Consider the following 22,582-nt stretch of genomic DNA (forward strand, 5'->3'; position numbering starts at 1 on the left):
GGCGGAGCCGCTACGCCGGCAGAGCGTCCGCCACGCCCAGATCCGTCGCCAGCTGCTTCATGCCGTCCCAGATACGCGCATCGAAGGTCAGCGAATCCGCGTTCAGCGCGCGGTTGGCGGCTTCGTATTCGCCGGGATACTGCACCCGGTCCACGCCAGGTTGCGGCGGGCAGGCTTGCAGGTAGTCGATGAAGGCGCCGACTTCCAGCGAGCGCCAGTCGGTGTTGAAGTCGACCTGCGGGTTCAGCAGGATGGCGAACATGTTGTTGGTGGCCACGCCGTTGCGCGGGTGCTCGGGCTGGATGGTGCCGCCGCCGGACAGCACGCCGGCCAGCAGCTCGGCCACCAGGCCCATGGCGTAGCCCTTGTGGCCGCCGAAGGGCAGCAGCGCGCCCGGTGGATCGGCGAACAGCGCGTTCGGATCGGTGGTGGGGTTGCCCTGGGCGTCGATCAGCGATCCCGGCGGCGCCTGTTCGCCCTTGGCGGCCAGCACGCGCGCCTTGTTGACGGCGATGGAGCTGGTGGCCATGTCCACGATGAAGGGCGGCCGCCCGCCAGGCAGCGGCCCGGCGAAGCACAGCGGATTGGTGGTCATGCAGGCCTGTGCGCCGCCGAACGGCGCCACGGTGGGCGCGCGGTTGATCACGTTGGTGAAGGCCAGCAGGATCAGCCCCTGCGCCGCCACCATTTCCCCGTAGTGGCCCATGCGGCCCAGGTGGTGGCTGCGGCGCAGCGTCAGGATGCACTGGCCATGCTGCTGCGTGCGCTCGATGGCCTTTTCGATGACCACCTTGCCCACGTGCTGGCCCAGGCCGTTGTGGCCGTCATAGGCCAGCATGGCGCCACGGTCGTTGACCAGCTCGGGCCGGCCGTCGGCCTGCGCCAGCCCGTCGGCCAGCACGCGGCGGTAGTTGGTGAGGATGGACAGGCCGTGGCTGGTGTAGCCGACGCGGTCGGACTCCACCAGGTGATCGGCCACGTCGCGCGCGATGTCTTCCGGCACGCCCTGGGCGGCCAGCACGCGCCGCCCGTATTCCCGTGCCTGTTCAAGCGAGATTTTCATGCGCGCTTCTCCTTACAGCCAGCCCAGCCAGCGCCAGTAGGTCATGCCGAACAGCAGCATCAGCAGGTAGCCGACGATGGTGATGACGATGCCGACCTTGGCGAACTGGCGGGCGTTGAACGTTTCCGTACCCAGGCACACCATGTTCTGCGGCGCGTTGATGGGCAGGATGAAGCCATAGCTGACCACGAAGCCCAGCAGCATGGTCATGCCCAGGCGGCTGAACTCGCCCGGCAGCGTGGCCAGCACCGAGATCAGGATGGGCAGCATGGCCGAGGTCAGCGCGGTGGCGCTGGCGAAACCCAGGTGGATGATGATCAGGAAGGCCGACAGGATGGCGAAGATCGCCAGCGGTCCGAGGTGGTCCAGGCCGGTGTGCGCGACCACCTGGTTGCCCAGCCATTGGCCGGCCTGCGTGGTGAGCAGCGCGGTGCCCAGGCTGATGCCGACGCCGAACACGATCACGGTGCCCCACGGTATGCGCGATTGCACGTCTTTCCAGGTCATCACGCCGAAGCGCGGCAGCATCAGCAGCACCAGGCCGAAGTAGGTGGTGGAGGTGGTGTCGAACTTGTGCAGCTTGCCTTCGGTGGCCCAGAACAGCAGCAGCAGCACGGACACGGCCATCAGGCGCTTCTGCGCGCCGGTCATGGGACCGAGATCACGCAGCGACTTCTCGACGGCTTCCTTGCCGCCGGCGATGCTGTTGCTTTCCGGCGGCAGCATCTTGAGCACCACGACGACCAGCACGGCCGACATGATCAGCGACCAGGGGGCGCCCGCGATCAGCCAGTCGGACCAGGCCACGCGCTGGCCCAGCATCTTTTCCATGAAGCCGACCGTCAGCAGGTTCTGCGCGGCGGCGGTCTGGATGCCGACGTTCCAGATGCTGGTGGCCTGCGCCACGATGATCATGATGCCGGCGGCGATGTTCGAGCGCTTGTCCACGCCGAAGGCCGCGATCACGCCCATCATGATGGGCACCACCGCGGCGCTGCGCGCCGTGGCGCTGGGCACGACCAGGCTCAGCACGATGGTCACGGCGATCGCGCCGATCAGGATGCGGCGCGTGCTGGTGCCGACCTTGGACAGCGTGACCAGCGCGATGCGCCGGTCCAGTCCGGTGAAGGTCATGGCGGCGGCGATGAACAGCGCGCCGGTCACCAGCGCCAGCGCCGAGTTGGCGAAGCCTGTCAGCGCCATGCTGATGGCGGCGGAGGTGCCGTACAGCACCTGCGGATCCTTGATGGTCGGCGCAGTGCCGAGCAGGAAGGCCATCAGCGTCGTGATCATGATGGCGCTGGCTTCGTACGACACGGCTTCGGTGATCCACACGACCACGGCGAAGGCCAGGATGGCCAGCATGCGATGGCCGGCAACCGGCAGGTCCGCCGGCAGGGGCATCAGCAGCACTGCGATCAGCGCGACAAAGCCGGCGATGAGTCCGATGGGGATCTTGGTTTTGTTTTGTGGGGCAGGGACGGCGGCTGGCGCGGTCATATCCATCTCCGGTTGAGGTCAAACTGACGACACGCCGCCCCGCGAGCACGGGATGAATCAATTCGGCATGTCGACGCTACAGTATGATCGTGACGGCATTCAGGAAAACCCGTATTGATGTGGGTCAAGCCACTTGGATATCGCGCTTGTGGGAACCCACCCGCGGCATTATGCTCGTCGGCCCTGAAAAATCGCAAGCCCGGCAAGGAGCTGCGCGCATGCGCGGCAAGGCGCGCGCGGCGGCCGTGAGCGTCAACCAGAAGGGTGTTTCGCGGACGCTCAGCCCAGCGCCAGGCGCAGCTGTTCGTCCAGGTGCAGCGTGGGCGCGACGCGCCAGCCGCTTTGCGCATAGCGCAGCCAGCGACCCAGCACCAGGTGCGTCAGCAGGCTGGCATGGGCGCTGATGTTGGCCTCGGGCGGCAGGCCGCCGTCGGTCACGGCGGTGCGCAGCGACTGTCGCAGCGAGGCCTCGATGCGGTCGTTGATGTGGTTGATGCGTTCCTGCAGCCGGTTGTCCTCGGTGACCAGCGCGTCGCCGGTCAGCACGCGGGTCATGCCCTTGTTGCGTTCGGAGAAGGTGAGCAGCATGGCCACGGTCTGGCGCGCCTGGGTCACGCCCAGCGGCTCGGCGGCGGCGATCTGGTTGACCAGCGTGAAGATGCTGGTCTCGATGAATTCGATCAGCCCTTCGAACATCTGCGCCTTGCTGGCGAAGTGGCGGTACAGCGCGGCCTCGGATACCGACAGGCGCGCGGCCAGCGCGGCCGTGGTGATGCGGGAGGCGTGCGGCTGCTCCAGCATTTCGGCCAGGGTCTGCAGTATCTGGGTCTTGCGTTCGCCGGGTTTGCTCGCCATGAAAGTGTCTGGTCCACGCAGGCTGACGGAAGGGTGGGGGGTAAGACCCGCCGCTATCCTCGCAGGGGACGTCGGCGCAACAGCAAATCACTGACCGAGTTTACCCGCAAGTCGACGTAGGACGGCCGTTGCGAGCGGCCGCGTCCGAACGGCGTGCCGGGATGATAGACGTGGACCGTGCGCAGGCCGGCGCGGCGCGCGCCGCGCAGGTTGGCCAGCGTGTCCTCGACCAGCACGGTGCGGCGGGGTGATGCGCCCTCGCGCGCCAGCACGTAGCGCAGCAGGGCCGGCGATGGCTTGGGGCGGAACTCGCCATGCAGGCGCATGTGCTCGATGGCCCAGAGGCTGTCGAACTGGCGCAGGATGCCCAGTCGGCGCAGCACCGCGCGCGCGTACTCGAGCGGCGCGTTGGTCAGCAGCACCTTGCGTCCGGGCAGCTGGCGCAGCTTGTAGGCCAGCGCCTTCTCGGCGCGCACCAGCGGGTTCACGTCGAAGTCGTGGCTGCGGTGCAGGAACTCGTGCGGGTCCACGCCATGGTGGCGCACCAGGCCGATCATGGTGGCGCCGTAGCGCTTCCAGTACTTGCGGCGCAGGTGGTTGGCCGTGTCGATGTCCACGCCGAGTGTCTCGGCCACGGCCATGGTCATGCCGTGGTCGATGCGCGGGAAGATCGCGTGCGACGTGTCGTGCAGCGTGTTGTCCAGGTCGAACAGCCACAACAGTCCGTCGTCGTGCGCGGCGGTCCTGCGGGACCGCCGCACGCGCACCGCGGGCCGCTGCAATTGGCGCAGGCTTCGCATCAGTGGCCCATGGCGCTACGCACCGTCCAAGTTGAGGCTACACGGCCCCGACAGGGGCTGCGCGGAGCCGGCTTTGCCGGTCCGCAGCAGCGCCCCCTTGAGGGGGAAGCGCGCAGCGCTTCGGGGGTGGGCATCAATGCGAGCTGATCATGGTGCCGACGCCTTGGTCCGTGAGGATTTCCAGCAGCAGGCAGTGCGGCACGCGGCCGTCGACGATGTGGACCGAGTTCACGCCGTTCTTGGCGGCGTCCAGCGCCGACGAGATCTTGGGCAGCATGCCGCCCGAGATGGTGCCGTCGGCGAACAGCTCGTCGATGGTCTGGGCCGACAGGCTGCGCAGCAGCTTGCCCGCCTTGTCCAGCACGCCCGGGGTGTTGGTCAGCATCAACAGCTTTTCGGCGCCCAGCACTTCGGCCATCTTGCCGGCGACCACGTCGGCGTTGATGTTGTAGGCGGTGCCATCCTCGCCATAGCCGATGGGCGAGATGACCGGGATGAACTGGTCGTCCTGCAGCGCCTTGACCACGGCCGGCTCGACCAGCGTGATGTCGCCGACGAAGCCGATGTCGATGGGCTCGGCGGGGTTGTCCTTGTTGGCCATCAGCTTCTTCTGGGCCTGGATCAGTCCGCCGTCCTTGCCGGTCAGGCCCACGGCCTTGCCGCCGACTTCGTTGATCATCATGACGATGTCCTGCTGGACCTGGCCGCCCAGCACCCATTCGACGACTTCCATGGTCTCGGCGTCGGTGACGCGCATGCCCTGGATGAAGGTGCCCTGCTTGCCGATGCGACGCAGCGCGTCATCGATCTGCGGACCGCCGCCGTGGACCACCACGGGGTTCAGGCCGACCAGCTTGAGCAGCACCACGTCGTGCGCGAAGCTGCGCTGCAACCGCTCTTCCGTCATGGCGTTGCCGCCGTACTTCACCACGATGGTCTTGCCGTGAAATCGTCGAATGTACGGCAAGGCCTCGGACAGCACGGCGGCTTTGACGGCGGGAGACGAGACGGCAGCAGGGTCGGGGGTGTCGGTCATGGCAGCTAAGTCGGTAAATAGATGATTGAAAAAGCGTGGGTCATGAGAGGGGAAAGCCTTCGCTTCCTGGGAGGCGGCGGCATGAAAATGCCTGCGCGATAAGGCACAGGAACCGCGCCAGCGCAAGCATACGACGGATTGTAGTACCCGCTGCCGGCTTATATCCAAAACCCATGTTCATATGCCCGACAAATAACCGGCATTCAGGTAAATTGGGGGCGTTTTCACAACGGCGCCGCGCTCCACGAGAGGGCGGAACCCCAACCGGCCGGGCATCAGCCCCCGATTTCCTACCTATAAAAGAGGCAATACATGCGTTTGAACTTCGTCCGGTCGGCCCTGGCGGCCTCGGCTTTCTTCCTGGCGGCCGCAGGCGCCGCCCATGCTGAAAAAATCGTGGTGGGCGCGACCCAGGTGCCGCATGCCGAAATCCTGGAAGTGGTGAAGCCGCAGCTGGCCAAGGAAGGCGTGGAACTGGACATCAAGGTGTTCAGCGACTACGTGCAGCCCAACCTGCAACTGAACGACAAGCAGCTCGACGCCAACTTCTTCCAGCACAAGCCTTACCTGGAGTCGTTCAACAAGGACCGCAAGGCCACGCTGGTGCCGGTGGCCCTGGTGCACGTCGAGCCCTTCGGCGGCTACTCCAAGAAGATCAAGAGCATCTCCGAACTCAAGGACGGCGCCACGATCGCCATCCCGAACGATCCGTCCAACGGCGGCCGCGCCCTGGTGCTGCTGCAGAAGCAGGGCCTGGTCAAGCTGAAGGATCCGTCCAACATCCTGGCGACCGCCGCCGACGTGGTCGAGAACCCCAAGAAGCTGAAGTTCCGCGAACTGGAAGCCGCGATGCTGCCGCGTTCGCTGGACGACGTGGACCTGGCGCTGATCAACACCAACTACGCGCTGGAAGCCGGCCTGGTTCCGACCAAGGACGCGCTGTTCATCGAAGGCTCCGACTCGCCCTATGCCAACGTGCTGGTGACCCGCGCCGACAACAAGGACGCGCCGGCCATCAAGAAGCTGGTCAACGCGCTGCACACGCCCGAGGTGAAGAAGTTCATCCAGGAAAAGTACAAGGGTGCCGTGGTGCCGGCGTTCTAAGCCGGGCGGGCTTTCCAGCCGGGCAAAAGAAAACCGCTCTTCTCAGAGCGGTTTTTCTTTGGGCGGGACCGGAATCGAATGCGGTTCAACCCGCGGCCAGCGCCTTTTCCACGGTGGCGTGGAATTCGGCCACGTCGTATTCGCCCAGGTAGCGCTTGATGATGCGGCCCTGCTTGTCGATCAGGAAGGCCGTGGGCGTCAGGCGGATGTCGCCGAAGGCGCGGGCGATGTCGCCCTTGGTGTCCAGCGCCACCGGGAAGGGCAGCTTGCGGGTCTCGGCGAAGTTCAGCACGAAGTTGGGCGGGTCGTAGTTCATCGCGACCGCGATGGCTTCGTAGCCCTTGGCCGCGTACTCGTTGTAGGCCGAGATGGTTTCCGGCATCTGCTTGACGCAGGTGACGCAGCTGGTCGCCCAGAACTTCACCAGCACGACCTTGCCGCGCAGGTCCTGCATGGAGAAGGACTTGCCCTCCAGCGTGGTGAATTGCACGTCCGGCGCGGTCTGCGCCGGGCGCAGCAGGAACCAGCCGCCGATGCCGGCGGCCACCAGGAGGGTCAGGGCTAGAAGGGCTTTTTTCATCGCTGGGCCGCGTAGAGTAGAGCGTTACTTGATCGGTATGGCCTGCACGCCACTGCTGCCGCCGCCGCCGGAGGCGTTGCCGTCGCCCTGGGCGCCGGCGCTGCTTTCGATCGGCGCCTTGGCGTCGGCGGAGGAGCCGGACTGCGAGGACTTGGATCCGCTGCCGGACAGCCGCACGGCTTCCTCGCGGCTGATGGTCTCGAACAGTTTAACAACCTTGGCCACGCCGCCCACGTCGGCCGCCGCGTTGGCGGCGTAGTCGCCCTCGGCCTGGGTCAGCTTGCCCATCAGGTACACCACGCTGTGGTCGGTGGTGACGGCGATGGTGCCCGACGGCACGTACTTGGTGTTGATCAGGGCCGTCTTGACCTTGGAGGTCAGCCAGGTGTCGTTCGAGCGCACGCCCAGCGAGGCGATCGGGCCCACGGTCAGCTGGTTCACCACCTGCTTGACGTTCTCGACGCCGCGGGCCATGGCGGTGGCCTGGTTCTTGGCCTCGTCGGTGGGCACGTCTCCGGTCAGCAGCAGGATGCCGCCATAGGCCATGGCGTTGACCCGCGCGGTCTCGCCCAGCTTCTGGGAAATCTGGTGCTGCGCCTTGAAGGCCATGTTCTGGTCTTCGAGCTGGGTGCCCGACGTGCGGCGGTCGGTCGCGACCACCGCCGTAGTGGCGGCGGCGCCGCCGACGATCAGGGGCGCGCAGGCCGACAGCGACAGGGCGGCGGTCGAGAGCAAGGCGGCGAGCAGCAGCGGGCGGACCGCGGTCCTGGCGTCAGAAATCATTCGGTGTCTCCTAGCAGAAGAGCGTCAATGCCGTCACAAAGGGCGTGCAGCAGCAAGATGTGGACTTCCTGGATGCGCATCGTGCGATCACTGGGCACGCATAGATGGACGTCCATTGGCGTAATGAGTTCCCCCATGACGCCGCCGCCCTTGCCGGTCAGGGCCAGCACATGCATTTCCCGGGCGCTGGCCGCTTCCATGGCGCGCACCACGTTGGGCGAGTTGCCGCTGGTGGAAATGGCCACCAGCACGTCGCCGGGCTGGCCCAGCGCGTTGACCTGGCGCTCGTAGATCTCGTCGAAGCCGTAGTCGTTGCCGACCGCCGTCATGATCGAGGTGTCGGTATTGAGCGCGATGCCGGCCAGGGGCAGGCGTTCGCGCTCGAAGCGGCCCACCAGTTCGGCGACGAAATGCTGCGCGTCGGCGGCCGAGCCGCCATTGCCGCAAGCCAGAATCCTGCCATTGTTCGCCAGGGCGCCAAACAGCACGTCCACCGCCACCGCCAGCGGTTCGGCCAGCTCGTTCATGCTTTGCTCGAGCGTGGCCGCGGCATCGCGAAAGTGCGACGTCATACGAGAGGTCATATCCATGGGCGCGATTATCTCATGGGGCCGTGACGCCGGCCTGACCAGGCGTAACGGCTTTTCGCCTTGTCGTAACCGCCCTGTCGCCGGGCGCGCCGGATGGTTCAGCCCGCGACCAGGAAGGCATCGCGCAGCCACCGGGCAACGCCGGATTCGAAGGCGACCACGTCGAAGCGCGCGGCCGGCGGGACGCCGCGCCAGTGGCGGGCGGCCAGGCGTGGCAGCCAGTACGCGGCCGCCTGGGCCAGCCGCCGCTGCTTGGCCGCGCCGATGCTGGCCGCCGCGCCGCCGAAGCGCGCGTCGCGGCGGGCGCGGACCTCGACGAAGACCAGCATCGCGCCGTCGCGCATGGCCAGGTCGATCTCGCCGTGACGGCAGGCCAGGTTGCGCGCCAGCAGGACCAGGCCGCGCGCCTGCAGCAGGCGCAGCGCGGCGTCCTCGTGGGCGTCGCCGACGCGCTGGGTGGGCGAGCGGCGCGGCGCGGGGGCGGGCTTGCGCGCCGTCGCGCGCCGTTTGCGCCGGGCGCGGCGCCGCGCGGCCTGCGCGAGCGCCAGGGCCAGGGGCAGGATCTCGTCGTTCATGCGGGCTCCAGGGCGGAAGGGATGCGCCAGGCGGCTACACTGGCATGGTTTTCCGCCTGAGCTGCCCGCAATGAATCAAAATGTCTCACCCGCCGCCGGCGATGCCTGGAGCCGGGTCGCCGAGAGCGTCGCCGGCCAGCACTGGCCCGCCGCGACGCTGTACGTGGTGGCCACGCCCATCGGCAACCTGGGCGACCTGGGCCTGCGGGCCTGGCATGCCCTGCAGCGCGCGGACGTGATCGCCGCCGAGGATACCCGCGCCAGCCGCAAGCTGCTGGACGCCTGGGGCGTGGGCACGCCGCTCATGGCCGCCCATCGGCACAACGAAGCCTCGGCCGCGCAGGCGATCTGCGAGCGCCTGGCCCAGGGCCAGCGCGTGGCGCTGGTGTCCGACGCCGGCGCGCCGGCCGTCAGCGATCCGGGCGCGCGCGTGGTCCGCGCGGTGCGCGAGGCCGGCTACGCGGTGGTGCCGGTGCCTGGCCCCAGCGCCGTCATCGCGGCACTGATGGGCAGCGGCGTCACGTCCGACGAGAATCCCGCCTTCGCCTTCGCCGGTTTCGCGCCGCCCAAGGCGGCCGCGCGCCAGCGCTGGCTGCGCACCTGGTGCGCGCTGCCGGCGCCGGTGGTGATGTTCGAGTCGCCGCATCGGCTGGCCGCCACGCTGGCGGACCTGCTGGAGGTCTGCGGCCCGGCTCGCAAGCTGACGGTGGCGCGCGAGCTGACCAAGCGCTTCGAGGAAATCGCCACCTTCGCGTTGGGCGAGGGCGCGGCCTGGCTGGCCGCCGACCCGCACCGCGAGCAGGGCGAGTTCGTGCTGATCGCGCACGCCGACGAGGCCGGAGAGGACGAGGGCGAGGTCGACGCGCGCGCTGACGCGCTGCTCGACGCCTTGCTGGAAACCCTGTCCGTGCGCGACGCGGCCAAGGTGGCGGCCAAGGTCACGGGCCTGCCCAAGGACGCGCTGTACAGCCGGGCGCTGCGCAAGACGGCCGCCGGCGACGGGCAGTAAGCGGGATAGATGGAGTAATTGGCATGGTCTATGCAACGGTCGCGTCCGGCAAGCACGGCGACCCCAACGAACAGCTGGTCTACCGGGACATGCCCACGCCGCTGGGCGAGATGCGCCTGATCGCCAGCGCCAAGGGCCTGCGCGGGGCGTGGTTCACCGACCAGGCGCTGCTGCCTTCGTCCGAAGGCTGGCTGCGCGACGAATCGAATCCGATCCTGGAACAGGGACGGCGCGAGCTGGACGAGTGGTTCGCCGGCGGCCGGCGCACGTTCGACGTGGCGCTGGATCCGGTCGGCACGCCGTTCCAGCATGAAGTCTGGCGCGCGCTGTGCGCGCTGGATTTCGGCGTGCTGACGAGCTATGGCGAACTGGCGCGGACCGTGGGCCGGCCCAAGGGCGCGCAGGCCATCGGCGGCGCGGTGGGCCGCAATCCGCTCATCATCATCATTCCCTGTCACCGCGTGATCGGCAGCGACACCTCGCTGACCGGTTTTGGCGGCGGGCTGCCGCGCAAGCAGGCGCTGCTGGCGCACGAGGGCAATCTGTACGTGAGCCGCAGCCCGCGGGCGCGCCGCGTCTGCGACGGGCAGGCCGAACTGCCCTGGTAGCGCCGGGCGTCGCATAGCCTGACGGCTTTTTTGGATCGTCGAGGATGACGGGCGCGACGCGCGCCCGCCGGGACCGCCGCGCCTACTGGGCGGCGATGCTGGGCAGGATGCCGATGCGGTCCGACACCTGCTGCACGGCGTTCAGCGCGCTCTGGCGATCGGGGTAGGGGCCGATCTTGACGCGGTACAGGTTGTTGGCCTGTTCCATCGTGGCGGGCGGCGCGCCTTCCGCGCTCAGCTGCGCATTGATGCGGCTGACCAGCGTCTGCGCATTGGCCGGCTGGCTGAACGCGCCCACCTGCAGATAGACGTTGCCGATGCCGCCGGCGGGCGCGGGTCGGGCCGGCTGCGGCGTGGCCGGCAGCGCCACCGGCGTCAGCGCGACCGGGGCCGCGGCGACTGGCTCGGCCACTGGCTGCGAGCCCGTGGCCGACGACGGCTGGGGCGGCGGGACGGCGGGGCCTTGCGAGGCCAGGCGCCGGATCTCGTCGGCGCCGATGCTTTCCACCACCACCTGGCCGCTGCCCGGGCCGATGATGCCCAGCTTGTAGGCCGCCACGTAGGACAGGTCCATGATGCGGTCGCTGTGGAACGGGCCGCGATCGTTGACGCGCACGATCACGGTACGGCCGTTGACCAGGCTGGTCACCCGGGCGTAGCTGGGCACAGGCAGCGTGGTGTGGGCCGCCGTCATGGCGTACATGTCGTAGGGTTCGCCGATCGACGTGGAGTTGCCGTGGAATTTCTTGCCGTACCAGGACGCGATGCCCTGCTTGCGATAGGGCTGGCCGGTGGTGTCGGGCACGTAGCGCTGGCCGAACACCACGTAGGGCCGGTTCGCGCCGCTGGCGTAGGGCTCGATGCGCGGCACCGCGTCGGGCACCTGGTCCAGGTTGGACGGCGGATTCGCGTCGGGACCGTCGTCCTTGTAATAGCCACCGCCCTTTTTTCGTCCCCCGGTGGAAGAGCAACCGGCCACGGCGATGGCCAGCAGCAACATCATGATCAGGTGGAGCGGGCGGTTCAGGGTCATGCGGACTCGTCCGGAAGCTGGTTGCGATGGCGCACGAGCAGCGGATCATGGTCGGCGAAGCGCTTGGCCAGCTGTTCGACCACGTAGACCGAGCGGTGCTGGCCGCCGGTGCAGCCGATGGCCACGGTCAGGTAGTTGCGCGTGTCCTGCGTGTACTGCGGCAGCCAGCGCTGGATGAAGCCGGCGATGTCATCGACCATCTGGCCGACCTGGTCGAAGCCGGACAGCCATTGGGCCACGGGCTCGTCGCGGCCCGTCAGCGGGCGCAGGTCGCGGTCGTAATAGGGGTTGGGCAGGCAGCGCACGTCGAACACCAGGTCGGCGTCCCTTGGCACGCCGCGCTTGTAGGCGAAGGACTCGAACGTCAGCACCAGCGGCGCCACGTCGGCCTGGATCAGGTCGCGGATCCAGGCGCGCAGCTGGCCCGGCGTCAGGTCCGAGGTGTCGATCACGTGTTCCTGCTCGCGCAGCGGCGCCAGCAGCTCGCGTTCCTCGGCGATGCACTCGGCCAGTGACGGCGCGGTGCCGCCGCGCTTCAGGCGGTCGGTCAGGGGATGGCGGCGGCGCGATTCGGAGTAGCGCTGCACCAGCGTGATGGTGCTGGCGTCCAGGAAGATCACGCGCAGGCTGGTGCCCATGGCGCGCAGCGCGGTGACCACGTCGGGCAGTTCGGCCAGTTCGCCGGGCGAGCGCACGTCGATGGCGACCGCCACGCGCTCCAGGCCGCTGTCGCGGGCGTTGGCGATGAACTCGGCCAGGAACCGCACCGGCAGGTTGTCGACGCAGGTATAGCTGGCGTCTTCGAGCATCCGCAGGGCCACGGACTTGCCGGAGCCGGAAATGCCGGTGACGAGGACGACTTTCAACATGGACATGATTTTGGCATGCTTTTCGAGGGCGATGCCGGCGGAATGGCATCTGCTATGGCCGTAAACTCGGAATCTGCGCCTGTACCCCGACTGATCCCGTGGCGTAAGCTCCGGGGCAGGATACCCGATCGATTCATTCACGTGCCCCGCCGGCAGGCGTCCCCGGGGTTGGAACTCGACCTAGATGTTAGCCTTCATTTCTTCCTGTAGTGTGGCATCACCGCGGTTCTGGGTAAAAACATGCCTGTCGGCGGCCGCCGCTGTTGGTTTGGCCACAGCGTTGGGCACCGCGCCAGCGGCGGCGCAGGGGCCGGTCCTGAAGCCGGACACCATGGCCGCGCGCGTCGCCGCCTGTACCGCCTGCCACGGCGAGCAGGGCCGCGCCGGGTCCGATGGCTACTACCCGCGCCTGGCCGGCAAGCCCCAGGAATACCTCTACCACCAGCTGCTGAACTTCCGCGATGACCGGCGGCAGTACCGGCCCATGTCGCATCTGCTGGCCGGCCTGCCCGATGACTACCTGCGCGAGATCGCGGCCTATTTCGCCGACCAGCACGTGCCGTATCCGGCGGTGGTGCGCCCCGAGGTTTCCACCGCGATCCTGGAGGCTGGCCGCAAGCTTGCCCAGGATGGCGACGCCGCGCGCGGCCTGCCGGCATGCGCCGCCTGCCACGGCGCCTCGCTGGGCGGGCTATTGCCGGGCGTGCCCGGCCTGCTGGGCCTGCCGCGCGACTACATCGGCGCCCAGATCGGCAGCTGGAAGAACGGGCTGCGGCGCGCGGCCGAGCCCGACTGCATGGCGGACGTGGCCGACAAGCTGACGCCGGCGGACATCAGCGCGCTGGCGGCCTGGCTGTCGTCGCGGCCGGTGCCCGCGTCCTACGCCGCCGAACCGGCGAATTCGCTCAAGCTGCCCGCCGAGTGCGGCAGCCAGGCGCGGCGTTGAGGGGGCGGCCATGAAACACATCAAACGCGCCCTGGCGGCCCTGTTCCTGCTGATCGTGGCGGCGGCGGGCACGCTGTACTGGATGGGCACGCGCGAGGACGCCGGCGGCGGTCCGCCCGCGACCGGCGACGCGGCCAGCCTGGCCGAGCGCGGCCGCTACCTGGCGCTGGCGGGCAACTGCATGGCCTGCCACACCAGCCGGGGCGGCAAGCCCTATGCCGGCGGCACGCCGGTGCCCACGCCGTTCGGCGTGGTCTACGGTCCCAACCTCACGCCGGATCCGCAGACCGGCATCGGCGCCTGGAGCGCGGATGACTTCTGGCGCGCGCTGCACAACGGCAAGTCGCGCGACGGCACGCTGTTGTATCCGGCCTTTCCCTACACCGAGTACACGCGCATGACGCGCGCCGACGCCGACGCGCTGTATGCCTTCCTGCGCACGGTGGAACCGGTCAACCAGCCCAAGCGCCCCGCTGAAATGGATTTCCCCTACAACCAGCGCGCGTTGCTGGCGTTCTGGCGGGCGCTGTACTTCAAGCCGGGCACGCTGCAATCCGACGCCGGCCAGTCGGTGCCCTGGAACCGTGGCCGCTATCTGGTCGAGGGGCCGGGCCATTGCGCGGCCTGCCATACGCCGCGCAACAGCCTGGGCGCCACGCGCGCGGCCGAGCCGCTGGCCGGCGGCGTGATTCCGGTGCTGGACTGGTACGCGCCGCCGCTGACCAACGACATGAGCGTCGGCATGGGCCGCTGGCAGGCCACGGACATCGCGGCGCTGCTCAAGACCGGCATCGCCGCGCATTCCACCGCCACGGGGTCCATGGCCGAGGTGGTGAGGGGCAGCACGCAGTACCTGAGCGATGACGATGCGCTGGCGATCGGGGTCTACCTGAAGACCTTGCCCGCCACGCCGGCGGCCACGCAGCGCCAGGCCGCGTCGGCCTCGCCCGCCTTGATGGACATAGGCGGCAAGATCTACCGCCAGCAGTGCGTGCAATGCCATCAGGCGGCGGGCGAGGGCGCGGGTTCGGCCTGGCCCGCGCTGGCCGGCAATCCCGGCGTGACCGCGCCGTCGCCCGTCAACGCCATCCGCATGGTGCTCGACGGCGGTTACGCGCCGGCCACGACGGCCAATCCCCGGCCTCACGGCATGCCGCCGTTCGGGCAACTGCTGAACGACAACGACATCGCCGCGCTGGTGACCTATATCCGCAACAGCTGGGGCAACGAGGCGGGCGGCGTCACGCCGCTGGAGGTCAAGCGCGCGCGCGACGCGTCCACGCGCAATTGACGTTGGCGCGCCTGGAGTCTTGGGGCCGGCTGCCGGTCCCGAGGCTCAGGGGCCGAGCGTCAGGCCGCGGGCTTCAGGCCTGGGCCGGGCCAGCGCCGCGAGAGCCAGCTCGCCCAGCGTGCGCACGGCCTTGGCCTGGGCTTCGTTCCAGGGGTGGCCGCAGTTCAGGCGCAGCGCGCTGGCGAACTGGCCGCTGGCCGAGAAGATCGGGCCGGGCGCGACGCTGATGCCGCGCGCCAGCGCCTGGCGATGCAACGCCAGTGCGTCGATGCCCTGGGGCAGCTCCAGCCACAGGAAGAAGCCGCCTTGTGGCCGCGTCATGCGCGTGCCGGCGGGAAACGCGTGCGCCACCTCCGTCGCCATCCGGGCCTGCTGGGCCTGCAGCGTGTCGCGCAGCCGGCGCAGGTGACGGTCGTAGCCGCCCTGTTCCAGGAATTCCGCGATCGCGCCCTGCGCCGGGCCGGACGCCGACAGCGTGGACGACAGCTTGAGCCGCTGCACGCGCTGCGTGTATCGGCCCGCCGAGGCCCAGCCGATGCGGTAGCCCGGCGCCAGGCATTTGGAGAATGAGGAACAGTGCAGCACCAGGCCCTGCGTGTCATAGGCCTTGGCCGGCACCGGGCGCGTCGCGCCGAAATACAGCTCGCCGTAGACGTCGTCCTCGATCAGCGGAATGTCGTGGCGTGCCAGCAGCTCGACCAATTGCCGCTTGCGCTCGTCGGGCATGAGGCTGCCCAGCGGATTCTGGAATTGCGTCATGAGCCAGCAGGCCGCGGGCCGGTGCCGGGCGATGGCGTTTTCCAGCGCGTGCAGGTCCATGCCGGTGCGCGGGTGCGTCGGCACTTCCAATGCCTTCAGTCCCTGCCGTTCCAGCGCCTGCAGCGCGCCGTAGAACGTGGGCGCCTCGACGATCACCGTGTCGCCGGGGCGGGTCACCGCCTGCAGGCACAGGTTCAGCGCCTCGAGCGCGCCGTTGGTGACGACGATGTCGCTGGCGGGGATGTTGATGCCGGCGATCAGGTAGCGCAGCGCGATCTGGCGGCGCAGCGCGGGATTGCCGGGCGACAGGTCCTCGACCGTGTCCAGCGGGTCCTGGCGCTTGAGATGCGCCGCCATGGCCTGCGCCAGCCGAGGCAGCGGAAACAGCAGTGGCGATGGAAAGGCGGATCCCAGCGGCACCACGTTGCGGTTGCGCACTGAACCCAGGATGTCGAAGATGCGTTCGCTGATCGCCAGCTCGGTGGACTCGCCATCCGGACAGGATGCGCCGGGTTCGGGCGGCAGCGGCTCGGCGCGCGCGCTCACGTAGTAGCCCGAGCGGGGGCGCGCGCGGATCAGGCCGCGCGCTTCCAGCAGGTAATAGGCCTGGAAGACGGTGGAGGGACTGACGCCACGGCTGGAACAGGCGTCGCGCACGGAAGGCAGCTTGTCGCCGACGCGCAGCACGCCGTCGCGGATCGATTTCTCGATCTCGGACGCAAAGGTCTCGTACAGGGCCAAGGGCGCGGGCCTGCCTGTCGTGGACGGCGTTACTTGCTGCTTTGCAGGATCGCCATGGCCTGGCGTTCCATGAATTCGCCCAGCGTGTCGATGCCGCGCAGCTTAAGGATGGTGTTGCGCACGGCGGCCTCGACCAGCACGGCAAGGTTGCGGCCGGCGGCCACCTGCAGCATGACCTTGCGCACCGGCAGGCCCAGCATGTCCTGCGTGATGTCCTGCAGCGGCAGGCGTTCGAACTTGTCCTGCGCGGTGGCGCGCACCAGGTGCACGATGAGCTTCAGGCGCATCTTTCGGCGCACCGAGGTCTCGCCGAAGATGGTGCGGATGTCGAGCAGGCCCAGGCCGCGCACTTCCAGCAGGTTCTGCAGCAGCTGCGGGCAGTGGCCCTCGATCATGTTGGGCGCGGTGCGCGAGAACTCGACTGCGTCGTCGGCCACCAGGCCGTGGCCGCGCGAGATCAGTTCCAGCGCCAGTTCGCTCTTGCCCAGGCCGGATTCGCCGGTGATCAGCACGCCCAGGCCCAGCACGTCCAGGAACACGCCATGCACGGTGGTGGTGGGCGCGAGCTTCTTGCCCAGGTAGATGCGCAGCAGGTCGATCAGCTGCGCGGCGGCGACCGGCGTGGACAGCAGCGGCACTTGGTGCTGGTCGCACTGGTCCACCAGGTCCTGCGGCGGCGTCAGGCCGTCGGCCAGCAGGATGGCGGGCACGCCGCCGATCAGCAGCTCGTCCATGTGGTGCATGCGGCGGCGCAGGTCGAAGCGGGTGTAGTACGCCAGCTCTTCCTGGCCGAACACCTGGATGCGCGAGGGGTGGATCAGGTTCAGGTGGCCGACCAGGTCGGCGGCCGCCATGCCGTCATCGGGAATCGCGCGGTCCGCGGCGCCCTGGCCCGCGATCCAGTTGAAAGGGATTTTGTCGGCGTTGTCGTCGACCAGTTCCTGCACCGTGAGCATGGCTGCGTGTCCGCGTGGAGAATCAGAGTTGGCCGGTGGTCAGCATCTTGTGGACCACGGCCGGATCGGTCTCGGTGCCCAGCGCTTCGCGCAGCGCCTTGTTTGACATCAGCTGCGCCAGTTCGGCCAGGATGTCCAGGTGCTGCTGCGTCGCGGTTTCGGGCACCAGCAGGCAGAGCAGCATGGAGACGGGCTGGCCGTCGGGGGCGTCGAAGGCAATGGGCTGCGCCAGGCGGATGAACGCCGCCAGCGCCTGCTCCAGGCCCTTGACGCGGCCGTGCGGCACGGCAACGCCCTGGCCCAGCGCCGTCGACCCGAGGCGCTCGCGCGCGAACAGGCTGTCGAACACCAGCGAACGCGCCAGGCCGTGATTGTTTTCGAAGAGTAGGCCGGCTTGTTCGAACGCGCGTTTCTTGCTCGTGGCGAGCATGTCTAGCACGACGTTGCCGGCGGGAAGAATGCGCGACAGATGATTCATGCGGAGCATTATATGGTTATATGACGCACTGCAAAAAACGCCCGGACCAGGGGTTGTCCCGCAGACTTTCCGCTGCTGGTTCCAGGCGCGTCCCCCTGTGCTTCCGGCTGGCCGCGACGGGTTGTCCGCGAGGCTGGCCATGGCACGCCGCGCCCCGGGCGGCGTGCCGTCCGTCAGGCGCAAGAGCGACAGCATAGACCGATAGCGCCGGGTTGTGGGCATTCCGGGGCGCGCGGGCGCATATTTCGGAGCAGGTCGCGCCTGGCGCGCGACCTTGCGGGCATGTGCCTGGCCGGTACGACAGTCGAAGCGGGGAAAAATAAGGAGCGGATCCGGGGCGACGGACAGGTCGGGCGCGGACGCGGTTGCGCGGGTACTGCGTGGGGGGGGAGGTATTTGCCGATGCCCCGGCTGGACGCAAGGTCTAGCGGGACACCGGGACTCAGGCAGGATGGTTAATCGCTGTATTGCCAAGCGCTCGCAGGCGAGCGATCGTGAGGCGCGGTACTACTGGGGAGGCGAGAGATTCGCCGCTTGCCGCTTCACGGACTCTGCTGTGTGGCTTCGCACCTTGTCCTTGTGCTTGATGACCTGACGGTCGACTTTGTCGGCGAGGAGGTCTATCGCAGCGTAGAGGTTTTCATCGGTTGCTTCACAATGAATGTCCTTGCCGCTCAGACGCATGGTGATTTCGGCTTTGTGCCGCAGGGGCTCAACTGAGAGCATGACCTGGGTATCGATGACGTGATCGAAATGCCGCAGCACTCGCGCCAGTTTGTTCATGACATATTCCCGGATGGCCGGGGTGACGTCGAGGTGACGACCGCAGATGCTCAGGTTCATAGTGTGCTCTCCTTCTGTAAAGAGGATATAAGAGGTGCGCCCGATGGCGCGGTGGGGTCGTTAGGCGATCTCCTTGGTAGAGAGGTTTTGTGTGGGTCGTTGGTACTAGTGTATAGACTCGCGCCGATAAAACAAGCTGACCTAGCGCAAGTTCGTGGCATTTTTATGGCTGAGTCCGGCGGGGGGGCGCAAGGCGCCGCGGCGCGCGGAAATGGCGCCGGGAAATGCCGGGAATCGCGGGGAAAAATCGGGAAAAGCGCGCAAGCGCCGTGGCGGGCCGGGCCGCCTGGAGAAAGCGGAGCGGCCCTAAGGGTCTTCCCCAGGGCCGCCGCTGTTACATGCGGAAGTGCTCGCCCAGGTAGACGCGGCGCACGGCCGGATCGCCGACGATCTCGTCGGGATGGCCGTCGGTCAGCACCTTGCCTTCGCTGATGATGTAGGCGCGGTCGCAGATGCCCAGCGTTTCGCGCACGTTGTGGTCGGTGATGAGCACGCCGATGCCGCGGCCCTTCAGGAAGCGCACGATGCGCTGGATCTCGATCACCGCGATGGGGTCCACGCCGGCGAAGGGTTCGTCCAGCAGGATGAAGCGCGGGCTGGTGGCCAGCGCGCGCGCGATTTCCACGCGGCGGCGTTCGCCGCCCGACAGCGAGATGGCCGCGTTGCTGCGGATGTGGCCGATCTGCAATTCCTCCAGCAGCGATTCCATCTGCTGGTTGATCTTGGCCGTGGGCAGGGCCTTGCCATCCGGCCCCAGTTGCAGCTCCAGCACGGCGCGGATGTTCTGCTCCACCGTCAGCCGGCGGAACACGGACGCGTCCTGCGGCAGGTAGGACAGGCCCATGCGCGCGCGCTTGTGGATCGGCATGGCGGTGATGGCGTCGCCGTCGATCTCGATGCGGCCGGCGTCGGCCGGCACCAGGCCCACGATCATGTAGAAGCTGGTGGTCTTGCCGGCGCCGTTCGGGCCGAGCAGGCCCACGACTTCGCCGCTGGAGACGGACAGGGAGACGTCCTGCACCACGGTGCGGCCGTTATAGGTCTTGCGCAAGCCGGTTGCGCGCAGGCTGCCCTGCTTGACGCCCGAAGGGGCGGAGGTCACAGGGGTCTGCACAGAGGGTGGATTCATGCGTGGCGGCGGATGTGTTGCGGGGGGAGGCGCTTAGCGCCCCTTCTTCGAGGCCTGCTGCTTGCGGCATTCGGCGATGGCGGCGTCCGCCTTGGCGCGGGGCTCGGCCACCGAGCGCACCCGGCCGCCGGCCGCGGCCGAGTTGGGGCCGCCATGGGCTTCGTAGGTGCCGCTCTTTTCGTTGTAGCGTACCCGTTCGCCACGGATGGTGTCGAACGGTTTGCCACAGACGTAGCGCACCACCACGGCCTGGCCGATGAGGTCGAAGGTGCTGTTGGTGCCGTCGTATTCGGCGCGCAGGCCCTTGCCTTCGATGAGCTCGAAGTTCTCGGGGCGTTCCTGGCGGATGGTGACGACCTTGCCCTTGTTCGCGGTGGCCGTGCCGTACTGGTTGCCCTTGGCGTCCTCGTGCATTTCCAGCGTGTCGGAGGTCAGCGTCATCAACCCGCGTGTCATGTTGACGTTGCCGGTGAACACGCTCTGCTTCTTCACGTCGTCGTAGTGCAGCGTGTCCGACAGGATCAGCGTGCTGGGTTCTTCGGCGGGCGCGGCCTTGCCGGCCGCCGGCTGGGGCGCGGGGTCCGCCGCGTGGGCCGAGGGCGCGAGCGCCGCCGCGGCCAGCAGGGCGGCGCCGATCAGGCGCGTCGTCGGGGCAAGGCGAATCCGGAGGTCGGTCATGGCTTCTTCTGGTCGGTATTGTTGGGGGCTGGAATCTCGGTGCGGCGCTGCTGCTTGCCTTCGCCGCCGGCGATTTCCACGTCGGTCGATGCTGAGACCTGCAACTGGCGGGTCCTGTTGTTGTAGTGCATGCCGGTGCCGTTCATGCGCGAACGGCCTTTCAGCACTTCGGCCGGCAGGTCGGTATAGACCACGTCCTCGTCCGGCAGGATGATCAGCTGCTGGCTGCGCACGTCCAGCAGGTCATTGTTGGCGTCGGGCTGGCGATGCACGTAGGCGTCGCCGTTCATGACGATGCGCTTGCCGCCCTGTTCCATGATGGCGGTCTTGGAAATGCCCACGGTGATCGGGCTGGATTCGCGCTGGCCGACGGCCCGGGGGGCGGTGATGTGATACGAATCGTCGTCGGGGAAGTGCTCGGCGTATTCGCCCTCGAGCCGGTTGATCGGGCGGCCCGTCATGTCGGTGCGCAGCATGACGAAGTTGCGCGACCAGGCATCCATTTCATGGGTGACGCGGCGCGGGGGGTCGACCTGCACGGCCCGCTGCGCGTAGTCGGCCGCCCACCAGCTGCTGAGCACCAGCACGACGAGCAGGAACAGCGCGATCAGGGAAGGAAAACGTTCTTTCATCTAGTGTGCAGTGTGGGCGTATGTGTCATGGGGCGCGGGCCGTCTGCTGGCTACTGGATCGTGCCCGGACCCAGCAGGCCCGGCGCGGCCAGGAAGCCGCCCAGGCGGCCCTGGGCGGCCAGCAGCATGTCGCAGCATTCGCGCACCGCGCCAGAGCCGCCGGGAATCGAGGCAACCCAGTGCGCGGCCTGGCTGACATAGCCGGGCGCGTTGGGCACGGTGGCCGCGAACCCGGCGCGTTGCATGGCGGGCAGGTCGATGATGTCGTCGCCCATGTAGCCCGCCTGGTTCAGTTGGACACCGGAGCGTTGCGCAAGTTCGGCCAGGGCCGTGCCCTTGTCGCGCACGCCCTGCATGACCTCGGCGATACCCAGCTCGGCGGCGCGGCGCGCCACGATGGGGCCGGATCGGCCGGTCATCAGGGCGACCTTCAGGCCACCCTCCAGCAGCAGGCGCAGGCCGTGGCCGTCCAGCGCGTTGAAGCGCTTGAGCTGTTCGCCGTTCTCGCCATAGTAGAGGCTGCCGTCGGTCAGCACGCCGTCCACGTCGAACACCATGAGGCGGACGGCGGCGGCGCGTTCGCGCACGGTGGCGGGGATGCGGGCGAGGACCAGCGCTTCGGCCGGATGCGTGACGGGGGTGGGAAGGGTCATAGTCATACCACTTTGGCGGCCATCAGGTCATGCATGTGCAGCGCGCCGAGCAATGCGCCATCGCTGTCGAGCACCAGCATGTGATTGAGTCGAAGTTCGTCCATCTGCTGCGCCGCTTCCACGGCCAGCGCGTCGGGTCCGATGCTGCGCGGCGAGCGCGTCATGCCGTCGTCCACGGTCAGGCCGCGGATGTCGCCCCGGCTGGCGATCAGGCGGCGCAGGTCGCCGTCGGTGAAGATACCCTGCGGGCGGCCGGCGGCATCGGCCACCACGGTCATGCCCATGCCCTTGGCCGACATGGTCTTGAGCGCCTGGGGGACCGGCGTGCCGGCGGCCACGATGGGCAGGGCGTCGCCCTGGCGCATCACGTCGCGCACATGCGTCAGCAGGCGGCGGCCCAGCGCGCCGCCCGGATGCGAGCGGGCGAAGTCCTGCGGGCCGAAGCCGCGCGCTTCCAGGCAGGCGACGGCCAGCGCATCGCCCAGGGCCAGCGCGGCGGTGGTGCTGGCCGTGGGCGCCAGGTTCAGCGGGCAGGCTTCCTGCGCGACGCTGGCGTCCAGGTGCACGTCGGCCAGCAGGGCCAGCTCGGACTGAGGATTGCCCGTGATCGCCACCAGCTTGGCGCCCATGCGGCGCGCCACCGGCAGGATGGTCAGCAGTTCCTGGCCCGATCCGGAATAGGAAATCGCGATCAGCACGTCGTCGCGGGTGATCATCCCCAGGTCGCCATGGACCGCCTCGGCGGCATGCACGAAGAAGGCCGGCGTGCCGGTGGAGGCCAGCGTGGCCGCGATCTTGCGCGCGACGTGGCCGGTCTTGCCGATGCCGCTGACGACCACGCGCCCGCGGCAGGCGAGCAGCAGGGCCACGACCTGCGCGAAGCTGTCGTCCAGCCGGGCCGACAGGTCCCGCAGGGCCTGGCTTTCGATTTGCAGCGTCCTGCGGGCAGATGACAGCGCGGTGTCGGACGATAGGGAGGGATGCTCAGTCATGGCGGGATTTTAATATCAGTTGCCGGGGGCGCCACCGCGCCGCCCCGGACGCATGAAACAGGTGCCGCAGGCCGACATG

25 protein-coding genes are annotated in these 22,582 nt (G+C 68.4%); 5 read left to right on the plus strand and 20 right to left on the minus strand.

The window, feature by feature from the left end:
* Positions 1-10 precede the first annotated feature (10 nt).
* The 5 genes from AC6LJ9_RS20160 to argB form a co-directional block, all read right to left on the minus strand.
* Positions 11-1,063 (minus strand): Ldh family oxidoreductase, encoded by a 1,053-nt coding sequence (locus AC6LJ9_RS20160; protein ID WP_498148972.1) that lies wholly within the window; start codon positions 1,061-1,063, stop codon positions 11-13.
* A gap of 12 nt (positions 1,064-1,075) precedes the next feature.
* Entirely contained in the window at positions 1,076-2,563 is a 1,488-nt protein-coding gene (locus AC6LJ9_RS20165) for a DASS family sodium-coupled anion symporter (RefSeq protein ID WP_212313555.1), read from the minus strand.
* Between the two features lie 279 nt (positions 2,564-2,842).
* Positions 2,843-3,418: a nucleoid occlusion factor SlmA gene (gene slmA, locus AC6LJ9_RS20170; RefSeq protein ID WP_103271502.1), complete on the minus strand. Its 576-nt coding sequence runs from the start codon at positions 3,416-3,418 to the stop codon at positions 2,843-2,845.
* Between the two features lie 53 nt (positions 3,419-3,471).
* Positions 3,472-4,218 (minus strand): pyrimidine 5'-nucleotidase, encoded by a 747-nt coding sequence (locus AC6LJ9_RS20175; protein ID WP_103271501.1) that lies wholly within the window; start codon positions 4,216-4,218, stop codon positions 3,472-3,474.
* A gap of 133 nt (positions 4,219-4,351) precedes the next feature.
* The gene (gene argB / locus AC6LJ9_RS20180) at positions 4,352-5,254 is read right to left on the minus strand and encodes an acetylglutamate kinase (RefSeq protein ID WP_006216311.1); all 903 of its coding nucleotides are present in this window, start codon (positions 5,252-5,254) and stop codon (positions 4,352-4,354) included.
* Between the two features lie 312 nt (positions 5,255-5,566).
* Between argB and AC6LJ9_RS20185 the strand changes: the two genes are divergently transcribed.
* On the plus strand, positions 5,567-6,358 hold the full coding sequence (locus AC6LJ9_RS20185) for a MetQ/NlpA family ABC transporter substrate-binding protein (protein WP_498148973.1): 792 nt from the start codon (positions 5,567-5,569) through the stop codon (positions 6,356-6,358).
* An 85-nt stretch (positions 6,359-6,443) separates the two neighbouring features.
* On the opposite strand, the gene AC6LJ9_RS20190 is transcribed toward AC6LJ9_RS20185, so the two are convergent.
* The 4 genes from AC6LJ9_RS20190 to AC6LJ9_RS20205 form a co-directional block, all read right to left on the minus strand.
* Positions 6,444-6,938, minus strand: a complete 495-nt coding sequence (locus tag AC6LJ9_RS20190) for a peroxiredoxin family protein (RefSeq protein ID WP_212313545.1) — start codon at positions 6,936-6,938, stop codon at positions 6,444-6,446.
* A 24-nt stretch (positions 6,939-6,962) separates the two neighbouring features.
* Positions 6,963-7,721: a BON domain-containing protein gene (locus AC6LJ9_RS20195; protein ID WP_498148974.1), complete on the minus strand. Its 759-nt coding sequence runs from the start codon at positions 7,719-7,721 to the stop codon at positions 6,963-6,965.
* Positions 7,718-8,311: a phosphoheptose isomerase gene (locus AC6LJ9_RS20200; RefSeq protein ID WP_199770942.1), complete on the minus strand. Its 594-nt coding sequence runs from the start codon at positions 8,309-8,311 to the stop codon at positions 7,718-7,720. Before AC6LJ9_RS20200 ends, AC6LJ9_RS20195 begins: the two co-directional genes overlap by 4 nt.
* A gap of 98 nt (positions 8,312-8,409) precedes the next feature.
* Positions 8,410-8,886 carry a YraN family protein gene (locus tag AC6LJ9_RS20205; RefSeq protein WP_498148975.1) on the minus strand — a complete coding sequence of 159 codons (477 nt, stop codon included), beginning with the start codon at positions 8,884-8,886 and terminating at the stop codon, positions 8,410-8,412.
* 70 nt (positions 8,887-8,956) lie between these two features.
* Between AC6LJ9_RS20205 and rsmI the strand changes: the two genes are divergently transcribed.
* Both rsmI and AC6LJ9_RS20215 read left to right on the plus strand, forming a co-directional pair.
* Positions 8,957-9,895 (plus strand): 16S rRNA (cytidine(1402)-2'-O)-methyltransferase, encoded by a 939-nt coding sequence (gene rsmI, locus AC6LJ9_RS20210; RefSeq protein WP_212313538.1) that lies wholly within the window; start codon positions 8,957-8,959, stop codon positions 9,893-9,895.
* 23 nt (positions 9,896-9,918) lie between these two features.
* Entirely contained in the window at positions 9,919-10,503 is a 585-nt protein-coding gene (locus AC6LJ9_RS20215) for a methylated-DNA--[protein]-cysteine S-methyltransferase (RefSeq protein WP_212313536.1), read from the plus strand.
* An 82-nt stretch (positions 10,504-10,585) separates the two neighbouring features.
* Here the strand turns inward: AC6LJ9_RS20215 and AC6LJ9_RS20220 are convergent, their stop codons facing one another.
* Together AC6LJ9_RS20220 and rapZ are read right to left on the minus strand one after the other, a co-directional pair.
* A complete protein-coding gene (locus AC6LJ9_RS20220) occupies positions 10,586-11,536 on the minus strand; it encodes a septal ring lytic transglycosylase RlpA family protein (RefSeq protein ID WP_498148976.1) in 951 nt (316 codons plus the stop codon).
* The gene (gene rapZ / locus AC6LJ9_RS20225; protein WP_498148984.1) at positions 11,533-12,405 is read right to left on the minus strand and encodes an RNase adapter RapZ; all 873 of its coding nucleotides are present in this window, start codon (positions 12,403-12,405) and stop codon (positions 11,533-11,535) included. Before rapZ ends, AC6LJ9_RS20220 begins: the two co-directional genes overlap by 4 nt.
* Positions 12,406-12,589: 184 nt before the next feature.
* On the opposite strand from rapZ, the gene AC6LJ9_RS20230 reads away from it, so the two are divergent.
* Positions 12,590-13,351, plus strand: a complete 762-nt coding sequence (locus AC6LJ9_RS20230; protein ID WP_498148977.1) for a c-type cytochrome — start codon at positions 12,590-12,592, stop codon at positions 13,349-13,351.
* A gap of 10 nt (positions 13,352-13,361) precedes the next feature.
* A complete protein-coding gene (locus tag AC6LJ9_RS20235; RefSeq protein WP_498148978.1) occupies positions 13,362-14,642 on the plus strand; it encodes a cytochrome c in 1,281 nt (426 codons plus the stop codon).
* A gap of 45 nt (positions 14,643-14,687) precedes the next feature.
* On the opposite strand, the gene AC6LJ9_RS20240 is transcribed toward AC6LJ9_RS20235, so the two are convergent.
* From AC6LJ9_RS20240 to AC6LJ9_RS20280, 9 genes are all read right to left on the minus strand, one after another.
* On the minus strand, positions 14,688-16,142 hold the full coding sequence (locus AC6LJ9_RS20240) for an aminotransferase-like domain-containing protein (protein WP_498148979.1): 1,455 nt from the start codon (positions 16,140-16,142) through the stop codon (positions 14,688-14,690).
* A 29-nt stretch (positions 16,143-16,171) separates the two neighbouring features.
* Positions 16,172-17,098 (minus strand): HPr(Ser) kinase/phosphatase, encoded by a 927-nt coding sequence (gene hprK, locus AC6LJ9_RS20245; RefSeq protein ID WP_053245696.1) that lies wholly within the window; start codon positions 17,096-17,098, stop codon positions 16,172-16,174.
* 22 nt (positions 17,099-17,120) lie between these two features.
* Positions 17,121-17,576, minus strand: coding sequence for a PTS sugar transporter subunit IIA (locus tag AC6LJ9_RS20250; RefSeq protein WP_199770941.1), 456 nt, complete (start codon positions 17,574-17,576; stop codon positions 17,121-17,123).
* 507 nt (positions 17,577-18,083) lie between these two features.
* A complete protein-coding gene (gene hpf, locus AC6LJ9_RS20255) occupies positions 18,084-18,419 on the minus strand; it encodes a ribosome hibernation-promoting factor, HPF/YfiA family (protein WP_103271489.1) in 336 nt (111 codons plus the stop codon).
* Positions 18,420-18,753: 334 nt separating this feature from the next.
* Positions 18,754-19,548: an LPS export ABC transporter ATP-binding protein gene (gene lptB, locus AC6LJ9_RS20260; RefSeq protein WP_212317772.1), complete on the minus strand. Its 795-nt coding sequence runs from the start codon at positions 19,546-19,548 to the stop codon at positions 18,754-18,756.
* A gap of 33 nt (positions 19,549-19,581) precedes the next feature.
* Entirely contained in the window at positions 19,582-20,226 is a 645-nt protein-coding gene (gene lptA / locus AC6LJ9_RS20265; protein ID WP_103271487.1) for a lipopolysaccharide transport periplasmic protein LptA, read from the minus strand.
* Positions 20,223-20,858, minus strand: a complete 636-nt coding sequence (gene lptC / locus AC6LJ9_RS20270) for an LPS export ABC transporter periplasmic protein LptC (RefSeq protein WP_212317776.1) — start codon at positions 20,856-20,858, stop codon at positions 20,223-20,225. The genes lptA and lptC overlap by 4 nt, the downstream gene beginning before the upstream one ends.
* A 50-nt stretch (positions 20,859-20,908) precedes the next feature.
* Positions 20,909-21,517, minus strand: coding sequence for a KdsC family phosphatase (locus AC6LJ9_RS20275; protein ID WP_498148980.1), 609 nt, complete (start codon positions 21,515-21,517; stop codon positions 20,909-20,911).
* The gene (locus AC6LJ9_RS20280) at positions 21,514-22,503 is read right to left on the minus strand and encodes a KpsF/GutQ family sugar-phosphate isomerase (protein ID WP_498148981.1); all 990 of its coding nucleotides are present in this window, start codon (positions 22,501-22,503) and stop codon (positions 21,514-21,516) included. The genes AC6LJ9_RS20275 and AC6LJ9_RS20280 overlap by 4 nt, the downstream gene beginning before the upstream one ends.
* Positions 22,504-22,582: the final 79 nt, after the last annotated feature.

Source organism: Achromobacter sp. 1011811831, assembly GCF_059760905.1.

Coding starts and splice junctions, on each gene's coding strand:
- AC6LJ9_RS20280 (WP_498148981.1), bottom strand. CDS start 22,503: ATGACTGAGCATCCCTCCCTATCGTCCGACACCGCGCTGTCATCTGCC.
- AC6LJ9_RS20165 (WP_212313555.1), bottom strand. CDS start 2,563: ATGACCGCGCCAGCCGCCGTCCCTGCCCCACAAAACAAAACCAAGATC.
- rapZ (WP_498148984.1), bottom strand. CDS start 12,405: ATGTTGAAAGTCGTCCTCGTCACCGGCATTTCCGGCTCCGGCAAGTCC.
- AC6LJ9_RS20235 (WP_498148978.1), top strand. CDS start 13,362: ATGAAACACATCAAACGCGCCCTGGCGGCCCTGTTCCTGCTGATCGTG.
- AC6LJ9_RS20230 (WP_498148977.1), top strand. CDS start 12,590: ATGTTAGCCTTCATTTCTTCCTGTAGTGTGGCATCACCGCGGTTCTGG.
- AC6LJ9_RS20215 (WP_212313536.1), top strand. CDS start 9,919: ATGGTCTATGCAACGGTCGCGTCCGGCAAGCACGGCGACCCCAACGAA.
- slmA (WP_103271502.1), bottom strand. CDS start 3,418: ATGGCGAGCAAACCCGGCGAACGCAAGACCCAGATACTGCAGACCCTG.
- AC6LJ9_RS20175 (WP_103271501.1), bottom strand. CDS start 4,218: ATGCGAAGCCTGCGCCAATTGCAGCGGCCCGCGGTGCGCGTGCGGCGG.
- AC6LJ9_RS20185 (WP_498148973.1), top strand. CDS start 5,567: ATGCGTTTGAACTTCGTCCGGTCGGCCCTGGCGGCCTCGGCTTTCTTC.
- hprK (WP_053245696.1), bottom strand. CDS start 17,098: ATGCTCACGGTGCAGGAACTGGTCGACGACAACGCCGACAAAATCCCT.
- AC6LJ9_RS20200 (WP_199770942.1), bottom strand. CDS start 8,311: ATGGATATGACCTCTCGTATGACGTCGCACTTTCGCGATGCCGCGGCC.
- lptA (WP_103271487.1), bottom strand. CDS start 20,226: ATGACCGACCTCCGGATTCGCCTTGCCCCGACGACGCGCCTGATCGGC.
- AC6LJ9_RS20190 (WP_212313545.1), bottom strand. CDS start 6,938: ATGAAAAAAGCCCTTCTAGCCCTGACCCTCCTGGTGGCCGCCGGCATC.
- hpf (WP_103271489.1), bottom strand. CDS start 18,419: ATGAACCTGAGCATCTGCGGTCGTCACCTCGACGTCACCCCGGCCATC.
- argB (WP_006216311.1), bottom strand. CDS start 5,254: ATGACCGACACCCCCGACCCTGCTGCCGTCTCGTCTCCCGCCGTCAAA.
- lptB (WP_212317772.1), bottom strand. CDS start 19,548: ATGAATCCACCCTCTGTGCAGACCCCTGTGACCTCCGCCCCTTCGGGC.
- AC6LJ9_RS20195 (WP_498148974.1), bottom strand. CDS start 7,721: ATGATTTCTGACGCCAGGACCGCGGTCCGCCCGCTGCTGCTCGCCGCC.
- rsmI (WP_212313538.1), top strand. CDS start 8,957: ATGAATCAAAATGTCTCACCCGCCGCCGGCGATGCCTGGAGCCGGGTC.
- AC6LJ9_RS20205 (WP_498148975.1), bottom strand. CDS start 8,886: ATGAACGACGAGATCCTGCCCCTGGCCCTGGCGCTCGCGCAGGCCGCG.
- AC6LJ9_RS20275 (WP_498148980.1), bottom strand. CDS start 21,517: ATGACTATGACCCTTCCCACCCCCGTCACGCATCCGGCCGAAGCGCTG.
- AC6LJ9_RS20250 (WP_199770941.1), bottom strand. CDS start 17,576: ATGAATCATCTGTCGCGCATTCTTCCCGCCGGCAACGTCGTGCTAGAC.
- AC6LJ9_RS20220 (WP_498148976.1), bottom strand. CDS start 11,536: ATGACCCTGAACCGCCCGCTCCACCTGATCATGATGTTGCTGCTGGCC.
- lptC (WP_212317776.1), bottom strand. CDS start 20,858: ATGAAAGAACGTTTTCCTTCCCTGATCGCGCTGTTCCTGCTCGTCGTG.
- AC6LJ9_RS20160 (WP_498148972.1), bottom strand. CDS start 1,063: ATGAAAATCTCGCTTGAACAGGCACGGGAATACGGGCGGCGCGTGCTG.